Annotated in this window: 17 protein-coding genes and 1 pseudogene; 5 read left to right on the top strand and 13 right to left on the bottom strand. The window is 59.6% G+C overall.

What is annotated here, in order from left to right:
* The first annotated feature begins 284 nt into the window (after positions 1-284).
* Positions 285-1196, top strand: coding sequence for a LysR family transcriptional regulator (locus ACZIRK_RS16440; protein WP_463327742.1), 912 nt, complete (start codon positions 285-287; stop codon positions 1194-1196).
* Positions 1197-1576: 380 nt separating this feature from the next.
* On the opposite strand, the gene ltrA is transcribed toward ACZIRK_RS16440, so the two are convergent.
* The 7 genes from ltrA to ACZIRK_RS16475 all read right to left on the bottom strand — a co-directional run bounded on the left by ltrA (position 1577) and on the right by ACZIRK_RS16475 (position 8335).
* A complete protein-coding gene (gene ltrA / locus ACZIRK_RS16445; RefSeq protein ID WP_463327743.1) occupies positions 1577-2908 on the bottom strand; it encodes a group II intron reverse transcriptase/maturase in 1332 nt (443 codons plus the stop codon).
* A gap of 693 nt (positions 2909-3601) precedes the next feature.
* Positions 3602-4612, bottom strand: a complete 1011-nt coding sequence (locus ACZIRK_RS16450; protein WP_130225123.1) for a methyltransferase — start codon at positions 4610-4612, stop codon at positions 3602-3604.
* Positions 4613-4961: 349 nt separating this feature from the next.
* Positions 4962-6068, bottom strand: a complete 1107-nt coding sequence (locus ACZIRK_RS16455) for a mandelate racemase/muconate lactonizing enzyme family protein (RefSeq protein ID WP_463327744.1) — start codon at positions 6066-6068, stop codon at positions 4962-4964.
* A 136-nt stretch (positions 6069-6204) separates the two neighbouring features.
* Positions 6205-6612 (bottom strand): ACT domain-containing protein, encoded by a 408-nt coding sequence (locus tag ACZIRK_RS16460; protein ID WP_130225121.1) that lies wholly within the window; start codon positions 6610-6612, stop codon positions 6205-6207.
* 106 nt (positions 6613-6718) lie between these two features.
* Positions 6719-7183, bottom strand: a complete 465-nt coding sequence (locus ACZIRK_RS16465) for a GNAT family N-acetyltransferase (protein WP_130225120.1) — start codon at positions 7181-7183, stop codon at positions 6719-6721.
* A gap of 65 nt (positions 7184-7248) precedes the next feature.
* The gene (locus ACZIRK_RS16470) at positions 7249-7512 is read right to left on the bottom strand and encodes a hypothetical protein (protein WP_130225119.1); all 264 of its coding nucleotides are present in this window, start codon (positions 7510-7512) and stop codon (positions 7249-7251) included.
* A 454-nt stretch (positions 7513-7966) separates the two neighbouring features.
* Positions 7967-8335 carry a hypothetical protein gene (locus ACZIRK_RS16475; RefSeq protein WP_130225118.1) on the bottom strand — a complete coding sequence of 123 codons (369 nt, stop codon included), beginning with the start codon at positions 8333-8335 and terminating at the stop codon, positions 7967-7969.
* A 226-nt stretch (positions 8336-8561) separates the two neighbouring features.
* Between ACZIRK_RS16475 and ACZIRK_RS16480 the strand changes: the two genes are divergently transcribed.
* Positions 8562-9101: a DUF2380 domain-containing protein gene (locus ACZIRK_RS16480; protein WP_130225117.1), complete on the top strand. Its 540-nt coding sequence runs from the start codon at positions 8562-8564 to the stop codon at positions 9099-9101.
* Between the two features lie 233 nt (positions 9102-9334).
* Here ACZIRK_RS16480 and ACZIRK_RS16485 read toward each other — a convergent pair whose 3' ends face one another.
* Positions 9335-11839: an arylsulfatase gene (locus ACZIRK_RS16485; RefSeq protein ID WP_130225116.1), complete on the bottom strand. Its 2505-nt coding sequence runs from the start codon at positions 11837-11839 to the stop codon at positions 9335-9337.
* Between the two features lie 731 nt (positions 11840-12570).
* The gene (locus ACZIRK_RS16490; protein ID WP_130225131.1) at positions 12571-13473 is read right to left on the bottom strand and encodes a LysR family transcriptional regulator; all 903 of its coding nucleotides are present in this window, start codon (positions 13471-13473) and stop codon (positions 12571-12573) included.
* Positions 13474-13577: 104 nt separating this feature from the next.
* Here ACZIRK_RS16490 and ACZIRK_RS16495 point away from each other — a divergent pair, with 104 nt between their 5' ends.
* The 3 genes from ACZIRK_RS16495 to ACZIRK_RS16505 are packed head-to-tail and all read left to right on the top strand — an operon-like array spanning position 13578 to position 15019.
* Entirely contained in the window at positions 13578-14315 is a 738-nt protein-coding gene (locus ACZIRK_RS16495) for an SDR family oxidoreductase (RefSeq protein WP_463327747.1), read from the top strand.
* Between the two features lie 27 nt (positions 14316-14342).
* Complete coding sequence (locus ACZIRK_RS16500) at positions 14343-14612, top strand: SDR family oxidoreductase (RefSeq protein ID WP_463327748.1); 270 nt, start codon at positions 14343-14345, stop codon at positions 14610-14612.
* 41 nt (positions 14613-14653) lie between these two features.
* Positions 14654-15019, top strand: a complete 366-nt coding sequence (locus tag ACZIRK_RS16505; protein WP_130225113.1) for a nuclear transport factor 2 family protein — start codon at positions 14654-14656, stop codon at positions 15017-15019.
* A gap of 217 nt (positions 15020-15236) precedes the next feature.
* On the opposite strand, the pseudogene ACZIRK_RS16510 reads toward ACZIRK_RS16505, so the two are convergent.
* From ACZIRK_RS16510 to ACZIRK_RS16525, 4 genes and pseudogenes are all read right to left on the bottom strand, one after another.
* A pseudogene (locus ACZIRK_RS16510) lies at positions 15237-16587 on the bottom strand (transposase).
* A gap of 132 nt (positions 16588-16719) precedes the next feature.
* Positions 16720-17352, bottom strand: coding sequence for a tyrosine-type recombinase/integrase (locus ACZIRK_RS16515; RefSeq protein WP_130225112.1), 633 nt, complete (start codon positions 17350-17352; stop codon positions 16720-16722).
* 716 nt (positions 17353-18068) lie between these two features.
* Positions 18069-18326 (bottom strand): hypothetical protein, encoded by a 258-nt coding sequence (locus ACZIRK_RS16520; protein WP_130225110.1) that lies wholly within the window; start codon positions 18324-18326, stop codon positions 18069-18071.
* Between the two features lie 149 nt (positions 18327-18475).
* Positions 18476-18796 (bottom strand): hypothetical protein, encoded by a 321-nt coding sequence (locus ACZIRK_RS16525; protein ID WP_130225109.1) that lies wholly within the window; start codon positions 18794-18796, stop codon positions 18476-18478.

The raw sequence follows: 18796 nt of genomic DNA on the forward strand, positions 1-18796 counted from the left end.
GCGATTTGACGTGCGGGTGGAGGATGCGTCTCCGCGCGATCGGGCGATCCCCATGAGCCACTGAGGAGGCTTATCGCCGAAACGCAATTGGCGCGACGTGCGATGATGATCGCAATCTTTGGCTTGGCCATGTTCGACTCCTCTATCCGTATTACCGAGCGGACGAGCTGATCAGGTCATGATCAACCAGCGACCCTGCCGCGGCTTGCACGGCCTTTAGGTGAGGCCCCATCCGTGATAAGAAAACCTGGATAATTTTGAAAAGTGTGTTCAGGAAATCTGAAATGGCGATCGCCCCGGCACTGAGCTTGGATCAGTTGCAGGTCCTTCTCACTGTGGTCGACACAGGCAGCTTTGCCGCAGCCGGAAGGAAGCTAAATCGGGCGACGTCGGCAATTAGTTACGCCATCGACACACTCGAGCATCAGCTCGGCATTCAGCTGTTTGATCGCGGCAGCACGCGCCGGCCCCAACTGACTCACGCTGGTGAAGCCGTGGTCGCGGAGGCCCGCGCGGTCATGCTGGGCGCCGATATGCTGCGGGCGCGCGTGAAGGGCCTCGTGGAAGGGTTGGAAGCCGAGGTGTCTTTGGCCATAGACCAAATGGTGCCACCACAGCAGCTTGCAGAAATTCTCAGCGCCTTCCATCGGGAGTTTCCGACAGTACCGTTGCGAATGAACTCCGAGACGATGGGCGGCGTCGAACGTATCCTGCAGAGCGGTCACTGCGGGATTGGAATTGGCGGCCTTCTCCACATGAGTGGGGATGGTTTTACGAGCGTGCGCATCGACGGCGTACGGATCATTCCGGTCGCCAGGCCGGATCATCCCTTGGCAAGGGCGCGCGCGAAGGCGGCCGCTGCACGCGAGCACCTTCAGATTGTCCTCACCGACTCAGGGCAGACCGACACGCGTACCTACAGCGTTGTCGCGGGCTCAATCTGGCGCGTGGGCGACCTCTCATGGAAGCGTGCCCTTCCGCTCGCCGGCGTGGGGTGGGGAGGGATGCCAGAGCCCATGGTTCGGGAGGACCTTCAGGCCGGGCGCCTGACCCATCTCCGGCTGTCCGAGTTTCGCGGAAGCAAATACCCCCTGCAGATCGTGCACAAGAACGATAGTCCGCCAGGGCCGGCGGGGAGCTGGCTGATCGAGCGAATTGCACGAGACATGGGGCGCACAGCGGGCCGAACGTTCTAACGCCGGCGAGCTGGCCGATCGGTCAAGAAAATTCGCTAGCGACCGGCAGGTTGCTTGCTGCCGCAGCGAGGCAACACGCAGGACGCGGGTCGGGAAGCCGTGGTTTTCCGCGCCGCACGTCTTCCTTTTCGGTCGCTCGCCTTAGCCGAATGCGTCGAGCAATATCCGAGTTCGAGGGCAAAGCGGAAAACATATGCTCGCGCTGATTCTTCTCGATTTGGGTGGAGTCGAGATGTGGCGCGGTGGCTTTAGGCTACACATATCTGTTCCCGCCCCTTTCGTCTGGCGGTGCCCTAGTGGTGTAGCCGTGACTCCGTTTCCACATCCCGCTCGTCGAACCGGACAGGCAGATCTCCCGCATCCGGCTCTCGGACAAGACCTCACGCCTTCGCCCACGGCCGGTCGCGGCCAAGCGCGGTTAGACGTACGAGCCCAAAGTGCCCGTAAAGGTGCGAGAGTGGATAGGTCCCGCCCTTGCATCGCCTGACCTTGTGCTTGATGCGCAACCACCGGCGCAACCGCACAGCGGTGTAGTTGTCGATCGCCCGATACGCTTTGGTGACGGTGCCTACATTGAAGTAGTTCGCCCATCCGCGCAGCGTGCGGTTCAACTTCGCCACCAACTCTGTGGTGTCTTGCCCTAACCCGGTTCGAGCCGTCAGCGCATGAAGGGTTTCCACCATGCGCTTGATGCTTTTCTTCGATGGCCGGTACCCCAGGCGCGCCTGGCCGGTTCTCGCTGAGTACATCCGTCCGAACGAGTATCCCAGGAAGTCGAACTCTCCTTCCGGCGCCTTGCAGATTCGTGTCTTGTCCTCGTTGACCGTCAGCTTCAACTTTCCCATGATCTCGCGCAGTCGCGACAAGGCCTCTTCGGCTTTGCCCCGCCGGCATAGGATCACGAGATCGTCGGCGTAGGTCACGATGCGAGTGCCGAGGCTTCGCTCGAGACCGAGCATCTTCCATCCCAGCACGAACCGGCGCATGTAGAGATTCGCCAGCAATGGGGAGATGGGTGAACCTTGCGGGATGCCGCGCCGCTTGTCTCGGGCTTCGGTCGTACGTGTCTTCCTTCCTCGATCGTCGGTTTCTTCCACGGGACACTCCAGCCACATCTTGATCAGATGCAGCACGCGCCGATCGACAATTCGGCGTGCTACCGACTTCAGAAGTTCGGCATGCGGAATGCTCCCGAAGTAGTCCGCGAGGTCGGCGTCGACGACTTCCGGGTGACCACGGAACAGCAGCGCTTCCACCTCAACCACCGCCTGCTGGGCATTGCGCCCCGGACGGTAGGCATACTGCTCCGGTGGAAGATCGGCCTCAAAGATCGGCTCCAGCACCAGCATCGCTGCCGTCATGCAGACCCGATCCCGCAAGGTCGAGATGCCCAATGGCCTGAGTTTGCCATTGGCCTTCGGTATGTACACTCTTCTGATAGGATCCGGTCGATACGTCTCCTGCCTGAGCGCAAGCGCCAGTTCGCCAAGCCACCGCTGCACCCCATACACTTCGATGTCCGCGAAGTCCTGCCCGTCCACGCCCGGTGCGCCCTTGTTGGAGCGGCATTGAGCATAGGCATGGGCCAAGATGTCTTCCCGGCTGATCTTGTCGTGCAGGGCGTAGAAGCGGTAGCCGGCTTCTGCCTTCGCTTTCGCGTGCAACGCCGTCTGCAGCTTCTGAACACTCTTCGGAGTTGATAGGTTGCCCAATCCCCAGGTCCCTCACTACGTCTTGCGTTCGTCTTGAACTGAGGTCCCTTCCCTCCGCCGGCGTTACCCGGCTTCAGCGGTACTACGAACCCCTCCGCATCCCCACGGCGCCCGGCCTGTCCCTCGCGGGCGTCCGGTTGATCATCCCTGACCACGTCGTGGGGCCTCCCGTGTTGCGTACGCTTTCCTTGTGTACATGCCGTCGCCACTACCCCGGCACAGCGACTGGAGGTATTGCTTCGCTCACTTCGCCCCAGCCGTATCAGCCTTCCCCGAAAGGGTCATCGGGTCGGCCTGCGCATCGTCCTTTTCGAGGCTTGCTCGGCGTTCACTCGCGTTACGGCCTGCACACTCGCGCTGTCACCAATTCGTGACACGCTAATCGAAGGCTTCAGCCACTTCGTTACCTCCATGACTGCTCCGACTGCTTCCGGCTGGAGCGTTTGCCGGGTGGGACTTGCACCCACTGGAAAGCGCCGCCTTGTCACGGCCCACACCCAGAACGGACATTCCGCGATGCTTGGACTTGCGTCGGGAATTAGGAAACGGGCCATGCCGACCGCGATGAAACGGTTCGTGATCAGGGGAGACCGGAAGTCATCACCGGAGAGCAAACGACGCGAAGGCCTCCTAAACGGGCCTCGCGCCATTGCACCTTGTGACGTATCTGACGGCAAGCCGAGCCCGGATAAGCTACTTTAATCCGATCACCATCGAATCCGGGCCGACAAGCGGTTCGACCCGCGTTTCTGAAAATCCGACTTCGCGCATCCAAGCCTGACAGTCCTCGCCTGTATAGTCGAACCCCCCGGCAGTTTCGATCAGCATATTTAAGCTCATCATGAGACCGAAAGCATTTTTGCGGCGGTCATCATCGATGATGGCATCATAAACGATGACTGCGCCGCCTTTCGGAAGCGCATCAAACGCTTTGCCGAGAAGCGCCTTTTTCTCGGCAAGGTTCCAATCATGGAGGATGTGCCCCATGACGATGACGTCAACTTTCGGCAGTGGGTCCTCGAAGAAATCTCCTTCGTGAAACCGCACGCGGTCCTTCACCCCTCGGTGAGCAACAAATTCCTCGAAAACCGGCTTGACCGCGGGAAGGTCGAAGCCAATGCCGATGAGGTGGGGATGGGCGCGGACAACAGTGGTGGGTACCATGCCTTGAGCGGAGCCAAGATCCATGAAGGTCTTGTAGTCTTTCCATGGGAAGCGGGCGGCGATGGCTTGGGCGGCACCCACACTTATTCCACTCATCGCGCTCAGAAACTCGCGCAACTGATCCGGATCGACATACAGTGCCGCAAAGAGGTTTTCTCCTCCACCCTTACTCTCGTTCTGCACTTCACCGGTGCGCAGGGCCTCCGTGAGCGATCCCCAGAAACGGTAGAGCCGGGCATTAGCCATCTCCAGGACACCGCCGATATAGGATGGCTTGGCTCGATCGAGAAACACGTCCGTGTCTGCGGTGTTGCTGTAGATGCCGTTCTCGCGCTCCAGCAACTTGAGTGCGACCAGCGCATCGAGGAAGTCGCGGGCTGATCGTTGATGCAGCGCAAGCTTTCTTTGAAGCGTCGGCAGGTCGGCGGGTGCATTGGCCAAAGTGCTGAATACGCCCAGTTCGACAGCACTCAGCAGCGTTTTGGATGCCCAAAAGCCAAAACCAACCTCAATAATATGTTCCGGTGTTGCTGCGCCCACGACTTGATCCTCAGTTTGGCTGTCACTTGATACGCCGGACTAGTCGCACGAACTCGCTACGGCGTAATTTCAAAACGATTGCGGCCGTAACATTCGGCTCGGCAGGCACCATCGGCGCAGATTAAGGGTTCTTCAGGTCCGCAACTGGCCCTAATGCGAAGTCCGCCCGGGTTCTGAAATTGGTCTGCTTATCGGGGTAGACCGGAAGTGACTGATCAACCTTCCAAGCGGCGCTTTTGACCCAAAGCCGACCTCCAGAGCTGAGCCCTCACGTCGGCTTGGGCCCAAACAGAACTATTGCGTTGCCTCTCGACGAAAGCTGGGCGGGAGTCTGATCCTTGGAAGCCTCTTAAGCCGCGTGGCCCCGCACCGCATCCAAATCGAAAGAGAAGCCCCACCCCGGTCGATCCGGGACGATCGCGTTGCCATCTCTGTCCAGTTCGATCCGCTCAGCATAAATCGGTTCGAACCACGGCATATGCTCAAGAATGTAAGCGTTCGGTGCAGCGGCAAGTAGCGACAGGCTCATCTCGCTGAACAAATGCGAAGACAGCTTGACGTCGAACGCCGCGGCGAGGTGACCCGTCCGAATGAACTCGGTCGGACCTCCCATCCGCTGCAGGTCCGGCATCAGAACGTCGGCCGATTTCATCTGCATCATCGCAAACATTCCGCGGCTTGTGTACTCGGTCTCACCGCTTGCAATCGGCGTGTCGAGCGCAGCCGCGATGGTTGCCTCGCCCGCGTGGTCCCAATACGGAATAGGCTCTTCGAACCATGTCAAATCGTATTCTTCCATCGCACGGCCAAGGCATATCGCCTCGGAGACGGTTAGTGATTGGTTTGCGTCGGCCATGAGCTTGATGTCTGGGCCGATCACTTGGCGCACGGCGCGGACCCGCTCGATATTCCACGCAACCGGGCGGGCGCCGACACGCATTTTGATCGCCTTAAAGCCGCAAGCCAAATAGTCCGCTGCCTCTCGCTGCAACTCATCGACGGATGAGGAGAGCCACAGTCCACCGCTAGCGTAGGTCGGTACCGCGGTTGCGGCAGCGCCAAGCAGGCGAGATACGTTGAGATCGACAATGCGACCCCGGAGGTCCCACAATGCGGTTTCGGCGCCGGCAAAACCGGCGATAGTCGCGCCGGTATGGCCAAAAAAGGCAATATCGGCCCAGGCGCGTTTGTAAAAAGACGATGCCATCGTCGGATCGAGGCCAATAAGTAGGGGTTCGAACGAGCGAACCATATCGTGCAAGAGATTCAGGCGGTTGCCGTTGAGTGCGAAGCACAGGCCTTCGCCGGTCACGCCTTCGTCGGTGTCGAGGAACACCAGAACTGCGTCCGTTGAATGGATCTCGAGAGTCGCCGACAAGATTGGCCGCGGTAGTGGCAGCCTCACGATCTTGGTACGTAGCCCGGTTATTTTCACCTTCCGTCTCCTTGCAGCCACCCTAGATGGCGCTAGTGGTAGCGTCGTATCCTGGTCCGATCCAGACAAGATTGCGCTCAGGAAGTCGGGCCATCGCCCAACTTAGGGGGCCGTTCTTGTTGCCGTAGGGGGCGGCTTCTGACCCCAAGCAGTCTTACTAATGCGCGGCCTTTCGCATCATCCCTTGCAGAAGAGCCAGAGCCTCATCGGCCCTGTCATGAGGCACAAACAGGTGATCGTGGTAAAACGCTGAAACCACGTTTACGCTTATTCCGGCTTCAGACAATCGCGTCGTGATCGTGGCCAGAAAACCGACAGCCTCAAGCGAGGAATGAACGGTCAAGGTGATAAGACGTGATATAAACTGGTAAGTGAGACCGAGACTTTCGGCTTCCTCTCGCTGGACGACAAATGTCGTTCCCTCGCTCTCACGGAAGGTAAAGAGCGGCTTTATCATGGCTGGAACTTCTGTCTCTTCCGAAATCGTGCAAAACACAAAGATGCCCGGCTGCATTTCCGGCTTCATACGGCTTAAGAGTACCTGAAGATCGATTTCGCTCGCCATTACAATCTGACCAGCCGCTGTTCGGTTTGCGATTTTAGAGCACTAACTAGCGCGGACAAACGGGATGTACACTTAGAGCTGGTTTTCGGGCGACGATCCGGCGAACCTAGTCTATTGAGATACGCTTTCGCATATGCACCGCAACAGCGCCTGGCGCCACGGTTTCCCGCATATATTCGATGTAACCGCGCTTAGCGTAAAAGGCCAAATTTGAGGCGAAAGCGGCGTTTGTGTAAAGGCGAGTTTCGGTCAAACGGAGTGCGCGAGCTCGATCTTCGGCGTGCTGTAGCAGTTTATCACCCAAACCGAAGCCTTGCTGATCGGGACGAACAGCGATGCTCTCAATCAGCAGGTGATCGGCTAGTGGAACTACTTCGATCAGCGCTAAGAGCTGACCGTTCTCTTCGTAGAGGTCGATGATGTGGTCAATGATTGCACGCTCGTAATCGGCGGTCATTGGTTTAGGTTCGCGCGCAATTAGCGGCACCCATTTCGCGTAAGCTGACCGGGTGACTACACGAGCTTTATCGGCGTCAATCAAGGTCGCTCTTCTGAGCGGTAGCGGCGCCATCGAAATCTCCAGATCAATTTGTGTCCAATAAGGGCCGATATTTGGGGCATTAGTCTTGTACGGGCTTATGTGCCCCAAGCCAACTCGAGGCCAACAGCCTCGCGATGCAGACAGTCCCCGACTTCGGCAACGACGTCTTCAGGTTCAAGGTCGCCAGGGGGATCCTGAAGGATTTTCCGGAGGTCGAAGTCACAATCCGGATGAGAACCTGGACGGCCAATTCCAAGTGTCAAATTGAAGTAGAGCAGTATGGTCACGAGCAGGACATCGGCTTGGCTACGGAACAGGTCGTCAGGAATGCCAAGATATTCGCCAAGTTCAAAACCCACATGCTCGGTCCCAGGGGACAACGGCAAGCAATAGGCAAGACACGGTCGGCCAAGCCGAGAAGCCGCCAGTCGAGCAACGTCCGCTTCTGGCCCTAATGCGAAGTCCGTGCGGGTTCTGAAATGGTCCGTTTATCTGGGCAGAGCGGAAGCGACTGGCTGGCTTCCTAGACGGCTCTTTTGACCCGAACCGGAAATCGACCAACTGTCCGGGTGGCCGATGATCAGCCCAGAGATTCGGCTCCATTGCTCGTCGCTCAGAACCGGTGGATCCAGGACACCCAAGGCAGCCTCCCAAAAAGCAGCCTTGAATCATGCTTCGACTGATTTGAGAATCCCAGGAGTCGACACAACCTAGATGGCTTGCTGGCTGACCGATGCCTCATACGTCGGTGATGGGCCAGCACAACGCCAGCATTGCGGCCCAACCCCGCCGCGTGGGGCTCTCAGCCTCGCGTCACGTTACCCAGCCGACCTTCTGGCGCCACAGGAGTGCTGCGGCCCGCCTAGCCTCGTGCTCCAGCGGCGTAGGGAGCGGATCGGCCTTTGCCCTGGCGAGAACGACGGCGATTGCTGGCAAGCCTGCCTCTTTCCGCCACGCATCGACTTGAGACGCGTCTTCCAGTTTGTGGACTTGCGGCCCCTCCGGCCGAAGGTCGATCTGTGTTCCAAAGCGCTGAGGAATTACATCCTTCAGGTCGTTCTTAAAGTTGAGTGCGCTTGCGAGTTTGAGGGCTAAGACAGTCTGGGGCGAACAATTTCTTCTATCGCCATCAAGCGCCTTGGCGTTTTCACACAGCCAAGACCCGAAGCCGACATTCCGCAACGCAAGGAATCCTCGCCGCGAACTTCTGTCCCACTGCGTAACGAACTTCAAACCCCAAGTTTAAAGCCTTTGCTCGTCTCTGGGGTTAGCGCAGCTCGCCGATGCCGCTTGTGAAAGATAGGGCTCTCCCACGATTACCGATTGTTCACTACACTTCCGCCGAAAATGCGCTCAGCATAGTTCGAAGCAAAACGATGGTGGATGCGTAACAGATCGAGTCATCGCCATGCGCCACGCCCTACTCTTGCACGCTCTTGCCACAGCCGGCCTGTTCACCGGTCTGGGATCCAGCAGCCTCATCTCAGATGCATCCGCCGGGACCGCCGGCCACGCCTTGGCTGTCTCCGTCGACGATTTCTGCTATAGAGACACGTCGAACGAGCCCACCGATCAGACGGCCGTGCATGAAAAGCGATTGCGGGCTTTCATGACCTCGCTGCGGGACGATGTCACGGCAGACGGCCGTTTTGAGCTCGTGCTGTCCTCCTGCGCACCAAATTGTCCGACCGACGGACCGGCGTTGCGCGATCGGCTGCGCGCGGCGTCACAGGCCGGCGCGCAAATCCTGATCATCGGGGGCGTTCATAAGATGAGCACTCTGGTGCAGTTTGCGCAGACTGTTGCCATCGATACAACATCCCAGCGCGTCGTGTTCCGGAAGTACTTCCAGTTCCGCGGCGACAATGACGAGGCATGGCAGCGGGCGGAGCGCTTTGTATCGGAGGAGCTCCGCGACCGGCTGCTTGAAAGCAGATCGCAGCAATAGGCGGCGCGCGGCGAATGTGCATGGCCCGTGAGTCCGTTTTAACCGTTCGCGACAACATCCGCCTGTCGCCTCCATGTCGGCTCTGAAGGGGTAGACCGGACCGGATCGAGATCGGGCAAAACCGTCGCGATTGACCCGGAGCGGACTCGGATCAGCGCTCCTGAACGCTTCGCGGTGGTCGAGCGCGCGCCAAGCTCAGCACGCGCCCCACCGTCACCAGCTGATGCATCACTTCACTTCGCGTCTTGTGCGGCGCGACTCGCCTCCATCAGCTTCTTCTCATCCTCCGGCGTCAGCTTCGGAGGGGCGACGGCAAGGGTCACCTTGTTGATCTTGCCCGTGAACGGGAACGGGACCTTGTAGTCGCGGTCGTCGACAGGTGTGGCACCGCTGGTGCCGATGTTGAACGTCTGATCGAGCGGCAAGCCAAGGGGAATGCTGCGCTCCATCCGTTTCGTGGATACCGCCTGCCCGTCCACCTTCAGGGCCCCCCTTCCGCCGCGGCCGACGCCGCTGACATTGTTGAACGCGAGCGTGCCGGCGCCGAGCCCGTCATAGTGGAAGTCGTACACGATCGTGTGCTTGCCAGGACCAAGCGCGTCTGTGCCTTCCCAGCGCACCCGTTCGAGGTCGAGCAGGTTCTGAGTGAACACGGGTTTGCCTTTCACCAAGTACAGCGCGTATCCGGCAAATCGTCCTCCCTCGCCGATGATCACGCCCTCGGAGCCGTTCTGCGGCACGTCGATCTCGGCCGTTATCGTGAAGGAGGTGTTCAGCAGGCTCGGCTGGTTACCATTGGGCATGCTCATGGGCGTACCCGAATAGGTGAAGACGTTGCGTCCTGCCGCCATGCTCGGACGGGGCGTGACAAAGCGCGTTGACGCCGAGCCGTCCAGCGGCAGCACCTGATACTTGGCAAACTGGCCGAACATCAGGTCCCGCATCTCTTGCACCTTGACCGGGTACTTCGCCGCGACGTCGTTTGACTGCGTCCAATCATTGCCGAGATCATAAAGCTCGAACTTGAACGCGGTGGCAGGATCGGCGACCGCCGCGCCGGCCAATTGCCAGGGGGCACGGATCGGAACGGCGCTCAGCATCCAGCCGTCATTGTACAGTCCCTGCACGCTCAACATCTCGAAATACTGGGTCCGGTGTGTGGACGGCGCGTTCGCGTTGGCCTTGTCGAAAGTGTAGCCCATGCTCACCCCTTCGATCGGCTTCTGGCCGACGCCATCGACCATAACAGGGGCTGGAATGCCGGTGGCCTCCAACAACGTCGGAACGATATCGATAACATGGTGAAACTGGGAGCGGATGCCGCCCTTATCCTTGATCTTGGCCGGCCAGGAGATTGCCATGCCCTGGCGCGTCCCGCCGAAGAACGAGGGAATCTGCTTGGTCCATTTGTACGGAGTGCAAAAGGCCCAGGCCCATCCCACCGCATAGTGCGGGTAGGTTTGCGCCGACCCCCAGGCGTCATACCACGGCATTTGCTGTTCAGCGCTCATGTCGATGCCATTGAACGGCAAAGCCTCATTGACTGTCCCGGTAACCGACCCCTCGGCTGAAGCACCGTTGTCGCCGCTAATGTAGATGATGAGCGTATTGTCGAGTTTGTCCATGTCCTCGACCGCCTGGATCACGCGGCCGATCTCGTGATCAGTATAGGCAAGATACGCCGCGTACACGTCGGCTTGTTTGATGAACAGCTTCCTCTCGACGTCAGTGAGCTTATCCCAACTCTTCAATAGATCGTCGGGCCACGGCGTCAGCTTCGCATCGGCAGGGATCACGCCAAGCTTCTTCTGGTTGTCGAAGATCTGATCGCGCAAGGCATTCCAGCCCTTGTCGAACAGATGCATGTCGCTGATCTTCTTGATCCATTCGGGAGTCGGATGGTGCGGCGCGTGCGTGCCGCCTGGAACGTAGTACAGGAAGAACGGGATCTCCGGATTGACGTCGTTGAGCCCGTTCATCCACTGGATGGCGTCATCGGCCATGGCTGTGGTCAGATTCCAGTCGGGTTTTCCGAGGTAGGGCTGGATGTGCGTCGTGTTCCGGAACAGCGAGCCGGGCGTCCACTGGTCGGTGTCGCCGCCCATGAAACCATAGAAGTACTCGAACCCCATGCCAGTCGGCCACTGGTCGAACGGGCCGGCCAGGCTGGTCTGATAGACCGGCGTGTTGTGGTTCTTGCCGAACCACGAGGTGCGATAGCCGTTCTCCAGCAGGATGCGGCCGATCGTGGCGCTGTCCTTGCCGATTACGCTGTTATAGCCGGGGTAGCCCGTCGCGATCTCGGAGATCACGCCGAAGCCTACCGAGTGGTGATTTCGTCCGGTGATGAGCGCCGCTCGCGTCGGCGAGCACAGCGAGGTCGAGTGGAAATTGTTGTAGCGCAGCCCCTCGGCTGCGATCCTGTCCAGTGCGGGCGTCGGAATGACGCCGCCGAAGGTCGACGGCGCACCAAAACCGACATCGTCGGTCATGATGAGCAGGACATTCGGCGCCCCCTTCGGCGGCACGACGCGCGCGGGCCAGCCGGGCTGTGACTGGAGAGCATTGAGATTGATCTGGCCGTCGAATTTTTGCGGAGGGGGCGGCAAATAGCGGCCGTCGATCGTCGTGGTAGCATCAGGCGAGCCACGAACGCCCGTGGTCTGCTGACCGAAAGCTGACGCAACGGTCAGCACGGTCAAAGCCACACCTGAGAGAGCAATCTTGAAAGTCTTCATGTGCAACCCTCCAATTCCATCAGCCGATGTTGCTCGAAAACTTTGAGGCTGCTTCAGCCTGACGAGAACCCTGCCCGGCGTTATGCAATTCCGGCAAAATACGGGCAGATGATGGTGGGCTGAATCTTCGGTCATGTTGATTTGGATCAATGCCTTTTTTGAGCCCGGGCCAGGGTGGGATAGTCCCACCTTCCGCGCCCCGACACCTTCCCCTGGAAGGCACAAGGGCCGTGCCCGCCAAAGCCCGTAAACGACATTCCCTTGATCTAACTCAAAGGCCGCCCATCCCCGTTTCGGACCATCGGGCCGTGCCGGAGCTCGACAAACAAGCTGAGGGCCGAGAGTCTAAGCCGTCGCGCTTGGAAGAAGTGCGGCGCGTGATCGAGGAGTATGCGGCCGACCTCCGCGAGATCATCAGGAAGCTCCGGCAAAAGATGAATTAGGCCCGCCGTCAGTTGGCGGCATCATTCATTCAGCGACTTCCGCTTGTGGCCCTAATGCTAAGTCCGTGCGGGTTCTGAAATGGTCCGTTTATCTGGGCAGAGCGGAAGCGACTGGCTGGCTTCCCAAACGGCGCTTTTGACCCCATAGCGGACTTGCGCGGTGATTTGTTGTCAGCGACATGCTCGGAGGCTAGTGGCTAACAGGCCCTCAGAAGCCCTAAGCCTTTTGTGTGCGAGCAGTTGGCGCTGAAAAGTTCGGGTGCGATGATCTGACTTGGTGCGCCAATATCATCGCCAAAGTTCGGTAAGGAAACGGAGAACTGCCTTCACGTTCGGGCTGTGACGCCGGCTTTCGGGCCAGACGGCCGTTACCGACGAACGGTCTAGCGCATAGTCCTCAAGTATGGGCACCAGTTCACCCCGCGCGACATGCGGAGCGGCTATGTAGGTCGCCGAGATGCCGATGCCACCGCCTGCGATCAGCACCGCCGACACGCCATCACTGGTGTCCACCGTGATCGCCGCATCAGGAACGAACTCCACGATGTCCCTATCGATAAGGAAGGGCCATCGCAGCGATTGACCCGAACTCTGGAAGCGAAAGTTGACGCATCTATGACCAGACAGTTCGTCCGGATGCTGGGGTGTCCCGAACTTCTTCAGATATGATGGAGCCGCGTAGGCGCAAAGTCGGTGCGGTCCCAGTTTTTTCGAGAGAAGACGGGTATCTGCCAGATCACCAACGCGGATAGCCACGTCTATACCTTCTTCGGCGACGTCGACGAACCGATCTGCGAGCCTTAGGTCGATGAGCAATTGTGGATACTGCTCGCAAAAGCGTGGTAGCGCAGGTCCCAGTACGTGGACACCAATCGGCAAAGGTGCCGCGATCCGGATTGTGCCTTTCGGCTCGGCGCGGGTCGCCAGCGCCGCCTGCTCGATCTCCTCCGCCTCCCGCAGCAGACGCATTGCGCGCTCGTGGAGGTCGCGTCCCTCCGGCGTCAGCGTGAGTGATCGGGTCGTCCGGTTGAAGAGCGAAAGGCCGAACTGCTGCTCGAGCCGCTGAACGCTCTTGCTCACCGCCGACGGTGACACCCCGAGCGCCCGCGCCGCCGCCGTATAGCTGCCAAGCGAGGCGGCCCGCGCGAACGCGATCAGCCCCGTCAGCCTTTCCAAACCGATTTGTGCCACCACGGCATCAGTAAAGCGAAGCCGAGAGCAATTATCAATCCCGTCCCACGTCCGTAAATCGAAGCCCTGAGCGCCCTAGCGTGTGCCTTCAAGGAGTTCGACAGATGACAAACCAATTCCCATCCAGCCAGATCGAGGGTCAAAAGGTCCTGATCGTCGGCGGTACGTCCGGCATCGGTCTCTCGGCCGCGATCCAGGCCAAAGCGGCCGGCGCCGAGGTGACCGTGCTCGGATCGGACCCAGCGCGCGCGGCCCAGGTCGCGGCCGAACACGGTTTAACCGGTGGGCTGAGTGCGGACGTGACCCGGCCCGAGACGATCGAGGTGGCGCTCAGGGGTGTGGCACACGTTGATCATCTGGTGCTATTGGCCGGCAGCTTCGCAGTGGGCAAGGTGCTCGAAGCCGATCTCCTTCGACTGCATCGAGCTTTCGACGAGCGCGTCTGGGCCGCCGTGCACGTCCTGCGGGCCTTGGGCGAACGCCTCGCTCCCGACGCTTCGATTACCTTTATCTCAGGCGCACTCAGCGACCGCCCCAACGGCTACGGTACTGCCGTGCTCGCCGCAGCCTCGTCGGCGATGGAGTCGCTGGCGCGCGGCCTGGCGCTGGAGCTCGCTCCGCGTCGGGTAAACACGCTCTCGCCCGGTCCGATCGACACGCCGTTGCTCGGAAAAGCGTTGGGCGACGGACGCGATTCCTATGTCGCCCAGCTTCGGCAGACGCTGCCGCTCCATCGCTTAGGCACCCCGGATGAAGCGGGCGCGGCGGTCGTTTTCCTGATGGCGGACGGCTTCATGAACGGGGCCACTCTAAACATCGACGGCGGCTCGCGCCTCGTCTGATCCCGCCACCGCGACCCAGAGCACAACTTGGTACGTTCGTTAGCATACAAGAAGGCTTTGGTGACCGGCGGCTCCCGCGGCATCCGCGCCAACGTAATTGAGCCCGGTCCGATCGACACCGGCATGGCGCCGACCGAAGGGCCTGGGGCTGACATGCTCAAGGCCCACTTCGCTCTCAAGCGCTACGGCACGCCCGAAGAAGTGGCCGCGGCCGTGGCCGTTGCGTTCCTGGTCGGGCCCGAAGCAAGCTTCATCACAGGTGCGACGCTTGCCATTGATGGCGGCTTATCGGCCTAAACTGGACGTCAGAGCATCCCAAAGAACCAGGAAACCAGACCATGTCAGATATCAATTATGATCTCCTGCTCCGATCCAACCTCCAGCGCGTCTTCAACGAAAGAAATCCGGATCATCGAGCGCACGCGCTGGCAGAACTCTACGTCGATGATCCGGTTATGTTCGAGCCTGAAGGGGTGGTAGCCGGCAGGGAGGCGATTAGCGCCGTTGCGGGCAAGCTGCTCGACCAGTTTGGACCGACTTTTTCCTTTAAGCCCGACGGCGTCGCGCTCGGTCATCACAGTTTTGGGTTGTTGCGCTGGCATGCTGGACCGGACGGCGGTCCGGTAGCGGTCACCGGGGCTGACGCTGCAGAGTTCACCGGCGGCAGGATCGCCCGGCTCTGGGTGCTTCTTGATCGACAATGAGTGCTCGCGAATTTCTGTCGAAGTGCGAACAGCCACGGGCCCGTGTTGCAGGCCGCCATCACCTTCCATAGGAACATTGCGAACAGTGAAGCCGCTTCAGTCGGCGTCGTCATTGATTCAGAACGCATGTCCGCTTCTGGCCGATTCCGTTGAAAAAGGCCGGCAGTATTTCGTTGTAATAGCTCCGTCGCGACGTGGCCGAGCTGCTCTACCGCCCTTATGCGAGCCTCGGCCTGGGCATCGGAATCAGCTTGGCCATCTTTCGAAGGTTCTGGGCGGTGGCTGCGAGGACGAACTCGTCACGCGCGCCGTTTGGACCTCGTAAACGCAAACGGTCGAGCTTGAGAATGCGCTCGAGGTGCGCGAACAACATCTCGATTTTCTTGCGGAGCAGGCGCGAGGTGCCTCCCTCCCACGATCTCGCGATCTGGCGCGCCATGTCGCGAGCGCCCTCGTAGATCGAGCGCGGCACTCTCCGTGAGGCCTGCTTGGGGCAACACCGAGCCTTCAATGCGCATCGATCACAATCGCGCTTGCTGGCGAGGTAAAGCATGGTGGCACCATCATTCACCAACGTTCCGGTCGTGGTAAGAACTTTGTCACCAGGGCAACGATAGATATCCCCGGCATGGTCATAGGTGAAGTCGTCGCGCGAGAAGATCCCATCTGTGCGGGCCGACTTATCGAAGACTGTAACGTGCGGCTCGATGCCGTGCTCATAGACCAGCCAGGCGAGCATCTCGGCCGAGCCATAGCCGCTGTCACCGAGGAGCCGGCTCGGATAGAGATCAAACCGCTCCAGCGAGCGCTCGATCATGCGCTTAGCGGCCAATACCTCCGCCTGCCGGATTGCCGTCGTTGCCTCAACATCGACGATGATCGCGTTCTCGATGTCGATCAGGTAGTTCGTCGAATAGGCGAAAAAGGCTCGGCCGCCGTGCGCCCCCGTCCAGCGCGCCGCCGGGTCGGAGGGCGACACGAACTTCGGGGTGACCTCGGTCGCGGCTCCGAAAGCGGCATCATCGAGGACAGCCAGATACTCATCGATTGCTCGGCCGGCAGCCTCCGGCGGAAGTCCCTTATCGCCTTCGATCCCTTCTGCCGATTGGCATCGGCCTTGATCAGGCTCGCATCGACTGCAAATCCTTCACCGCCGACCAGTCGTTCCTCGATGCAGCGGTGCAACACGCTCTCGAACACGCGACGGAAGAGATCGCTCTGCCGGAAGCGGCCATGCCTGTTCTTCGAGAAGGTCGAATGATCCGGCCCCCCCCATCCAGACCGAGCCGGCAGAACCACCGGTAGGCCAAATTGAGGTGAACCTCATCGCACAGGCGCCGCTCCGACCGGATGCCGAAGCAGTAGCCGATCAGGAGCATCCGGATCATCAGCTCGGGATCGATCGAAGGTCGACCGATACTGCTGTAGAAGGGCGCCAGGTCCTGCCTAATCTGTTCAAGGTCGACAAATCTATCGATCGATCGGAGCAAGTGGTCGGCGGGGATGTGCCTTTCGAGTGAGAACTCATAGAACAACGCAGCCTGCTCGACTTGCCGATGCCCCATCATGATCTTCAGTCCTGCCAACTAGACAGACTGAATCACTGATACCTCTGCGTCGCAACCGCTGCCTTTTTCAACAGAATCGGCCCGGAGCCGTCTGTAAGGGCAGCGCAGAGCACGTCTGCTCTGCCCCCGAAGTCAGACGTCAACTTGTTCGGCTATCGCGAGGGCGTCGTCGACCTCGATGCCGAGATATCGAGCGGTACTCTCGATCTTGGTATGCCCCAGAAGGAGCATTACGGCTCGCAGGTTGCCGGTTCGGCGATAGATCAAGGTCGCCTTGGTCCGGCGAAGGGAATGCGTCCCGAACAGGTGCGGGTCCAACCCGATCTCGGCGATCCAGCGGGACAGAAGGCGGGCATACTGGCGGGTCGTCATGTGTCCGGCCCGCCGCCGTCCGGTGAACAGGTATTCGCCTGACTTCTTGACGGTCACCCGCAGGTAGTCATCGATGGCCTGACGGGTCGATTCCGTTAGTTCGAATTTGACTGGCCGACCGGTCTTCTTCTGTCGGACGATCGCGCGATCGGCCGTACACCCGCCCGGCGCAACGTCATCGACTTTCAATGCGACTACATCGCAGCCGCGCAGCTTGCTGTCGATGGCGACGTTGAACAGCGCCAGATCACGCGTTCGGCCTTCGACCTGGAGCTTGGTTCGGATCGACCAGACATGCTTGGGACGGAGCGGCGGCTTTGCGCCGACGATCTTCCCCGTGTTCCAAGGAGCGTATTTAGAGACGGCAGGGATGGTGCTTGGGATATCGGTCATGGTTGACCTCCTCAGCTAGTGAGGCTGGTCATTTTCAGCTCGGAGCCCTTCCAATCCCGCGTCCGCTTTGAGACGATTGGAGACGTACTTGGGTCCAATTTGAGCGAAGCGGGGGCCGCCTTTGACCCTTAGCGGACTATTAATGTTTGACGCGCTCGATAGTTAGCGACTGGAGAAGCGAGATGTCGCTCATTTTATTCCTACTTACCATTGCGCTAATCGGCGTTGCCGGATGGGGTTTCATGTCCGTCATGAGCTAACTGGCAAAGTGGTATCCCCAAGAGCCGGTGGATACGATTTCACGTAGGTTCGAGGTTGATGGTTTCGTCTGGAGCTCCCGCGCACCGCGCGCGCTGCGCCGCCGGTACGTTGTGACACAGGCATGCGCTATTCCTGCGTTTCTGTGTTTGGCCGCACTGGTTTGGCTGAATGAGACACGTCCGGATGTCCGTATCTTCGGGACTATCGCATTCTGCTCCATGTCATTTCTCCTCGCTGGTGTTCTGGCATGGAAAGTCATTCGGCGCGGGGTGTGATCGCGCCATCTCGGACCGCAGGACTGGTATTGGCCCATCTCGTCAATAGTTGCATATCCGCCTTTGCGCCGCTCTTCGGGGGTAAGCGGACATGATCATTTATGGGTACACAGCCCAAAAACGCAAAAAAGACCCCGCCGGCCCATAGGACCGACGGGGTCGGAACGAAAGATGCGACTGTTACGGACTACCATCGCCGCAACCGCCGCTATGATCACCACTGACGCCCTCGCCGCCCCACCACTCAAACTGATGCCGATCGATTTCGTCGGCGAATGGTGCAACGGCGAGACCATCCAGGGTGAGACCAATTGGAAGTTGCCGAGCTGGATCGATGACGGCAGCAAATGCACCAATATCTTGAGTGTAACCAAATATGACTTCAGCTTCGAGATCGACGGCAAGCCATTCAGTTGCGTGCCAGACACGATCAGTCAAAGTACGGCGCCATCTGGCACCAGCTACCAGGCTACAATCAGCGCCCATTGTCGAGGAGATGGTCCGGTAACCGGGCCCTGGACTGGCAGCGACGTTCGAGTTCTCCCGCTACAAGGGCAATGTCTACATTAAGCGGAAGTGATTGGCGCCTACTGAAACCAGTTGCCGAAGATGCCGCCATCCCGCTGACGCTGGCGCTCCTTCTCCTGCCTTGCCTTTTCCTTCTCTTCCTGCAGCTTCTTCTTCATGATCTTGTGCATCTGCACGCCGCCGGCAAGGAACGCGCCGACCATGACCAGGATGCCGCCGGCGGCGATCCGCACTGTCTTGAGCGGCAGAAAATAAGTGATGGTAAGGAGCACGAGCAGGATCACGAAGGCCGCGCCGAACCAGTACACCAAGGGATCGAACAGCCACTGAAAGGACGCGGTGATGCGATCCTCGATGCTGGTGATGATGTCGTTGATCAT

The organism is Bradyrhizobium sp. Leo114 (assembly GCF_055229415.2).

Coding starts and splice junctions, on each gene's coding strand:
- ACZIRK_RS16525 (WP_130225109.1), bottom strand. CDS start 18,796: ATGATCAACGACATCATCACCAGCATCGAGGATCGCATCACCGCGTCC.
- ACZIRK_RS16440 (WP_463327742.1), top strand. CDS start 285: ATGGCGATCGCCCCGGCACTGAGCTTGGATCAGTTGCAGGTCCTTCTC.
- ACZIRK_RS16480 (WP_130225117.1), top strand. CDS start 8,562: ATGCGCCACGCCCTACTCTTGCACGCTCTTGCCACAGCCGGCCTGTTC.
- ACZIRK_RS16505 (WP_130225113.1), top strand. CDS start 14,654: ATGTCAGATATCAATTATGATCTCCTGCTCCGATCCAACCTCCAGCGC.
- ACZIRK_RS16485 (WP_130225116.1), bottom strand. CDS start 11,839: ATGAAGACTTTCAAGATTGCTCTCTCAGGTGTGGCTTTGACCGTGCTG.
- ACZIRK_RS16515 (WP_130225112.1), bottom strand. CDS start 17,352: ATGACCGATATCCCAAGCACCATCCCTGCCGTCTCTAAATACGCTCCT.
- ACZIRK_RS16465 (WP_130225120.1), bottom strand. CDS start 7,183: ATGGCGCCGCTACCGCTCAGAAGAGCGACCTTGATTGACGCCGATAAA.
- ACZIRK_RS16460 (WP_130225121.1), bottom strand. CDS start 6,612: ATGGCGAGCGAAATCGATCTTCAGGTACTCTTAAGCCGTATGAAGCCG.
- ACZIRK_RS16495 (WP_463327747.1), top strand. CDS start 13,578: ATGACAAACCAATTCCCATCCAGCCAGATCGAGGGTCAAAAGGTCCTG.